Raw genomic sequence first — 1,691 nt, 5'->3', positions numbered from 1 at the left:
TTGAATCAAAAGGGATATACAAATCTTTACATAGATGGAGGTAGAGTAATCCAAAGTTTTCTTCAAGAAGACCTTGTTGATGAAATGATTATTACTCGCGTTCCAATTCTTTTGGGAAAAGGCGTTCCTTTATTTGGAACCCTAGAACAACATCTTAAATTACGACACAAAAAAACTGAAATATATAATGATACTTTAGTAAAAAGCTACTATATAAGAGAGAAAAATATTGAATTATAATTAAAAATATATACAAATAGCATTTACTTTTTCTGCCATTAGTCCAATGAAACTTAGACAATCGTTTATCTGGGTAATTTCTTTGGGATTAGTTGCCCTTTTGGGAATTACTTGGCTGATTATCAATCAAGACAATCCTCTGGAACAGTTACGGGAAAAAAAAAATTGTCAAAACTGTAATTTAGCAGGGCTAGAACTTTCCAGATATGATTTAAAAGGAGCGAATCTCGAAAAGGCTAATTTAGAAGGGGTTAACTTAGCGGGAGCTAATCTAGAAAAGGCTAATTTGGTAGGGGTCAATTTAGAGGGAGCTAACCTCGAAAACGCTAACCTGAAAAAAGCTAACCTCAGTGGGGCTAATCTCCGTAGAGCTAACCTGAAAAAAGCTGATCTTGTTTGGAGCAACTTCACAGAAGCTAACTTAGAACAAGCTAATCTCCAAGAAGCCAACTTATCAAATATTTTCGCCAAAGCAATTAAGCTCGAAAGAGCTAACCTCAGGGAAGCTAATTTATCAAAAGCCAATCTGGTAGGGATTAATATGAGTGGAGTGAACCTGGAGAAAGCCAATCTCCAAGAAGCAACACTGGCTGAGCTGAATACAAGTGCTTCATTGCCATTCGATCATTATTTAATAAGTGCCAATCTCAGGGGGGCGAACTTGATGGGAGCTAATCTTGAACGGGCTGACTTGAGGGGAATTGACCTCTCCGATGCCAACCTCTCCGACGCTAGCCTCAAGGGAGCACAACTAGACTATACCTTGGAGCTTACTGATTGGGGTTCTCCCAACAAAGTTTACCGTGCTAACCTCAAGGGGGCTAACTTAACCAATACCATCATGCCCGATGGTAGCACCAATCAATAGGGATACTCTTATATCAAGTCAGGTTGAATACTCATAATTAGAGGGAGGGTGGGAAGTGTGGGAAGTGTGGGGAGATGGGGAGATGGGGAGGTTTAATTTTAGCGATCGCGTTTGGCGATCAACTTACGATTTATTTTATCGAAACTTAGCATAATCTTGATCTAAGCTTTACGTTTCTTTACGAAATAGTATTCACAATTCATTTAATATTCCTTTAAACAACGGGAAAAGCTGTCTGGGGCAGTGCCAAAGTTCACAGATGTGATCAGCTTATGCTGGTGCGCATCAAGCAATGCCATAACCTAAAGACACCAGTAAATCCCCAAAATTGTTTAGTTTTATTAAGAAAACCCCAAAAAGACGGTTTTTGTTCACCTTTGGTGTAACCTATCCCTAAGCTTCGGCAAATTTTCTGTATATATTAGCACATTTTGAAATACCGAGACGCCTTGTTAAGGCAATTATCGGTGGTTGCTCTATATCCAGAAGCTAGTCAAGCGTAAATAGTAAATTTAGTCTATTACTAATAAAACTATGAACCAAAACAAGCGTCAGGCATACTGGCGTGCCAACATCGCATTAA

The 1,691-nt window shown here is 38.8% G+C and carries 2 protein-coding genes; both read left to right on the top strand.

The genetic code is table 11. The features are described 5' to 3' along the window. Window positions 1–240 (top strand): dihydrofolate reductase family protein (locus F6K38_RS41275; RefSeq protein WP_287360626.1); only part of this gene is annotated, 240 nt, incomplete at its 5' end. 46 nt (window positions 241–286) lie between these two features. Further along, entirely contained in the window at window positions 287–1,108 is an 822-nt protein-coding gene (locus tag F6K38_RS41270; RefSeq protein WP_287360624.1) for a pentapeptide repeat-containing protein, read from the top strand. Window positions 1,109–1,691: the final 583 nt, after the last annotated feature.

The organism is Moorena sp. SIO3B2 (genome assembly GCF_010692525.1).
In the GTDB taxonomy this organism is placed as follows: Bacteria; Cyanobacteriota; Cyanobacteriia; order Cyanobacteriales; family Coleofasciculaceae; genus Moorena; species Moorena producens.
This window is presented reverse-complemented; position numbering and strand designations above follow the sequence as displayed.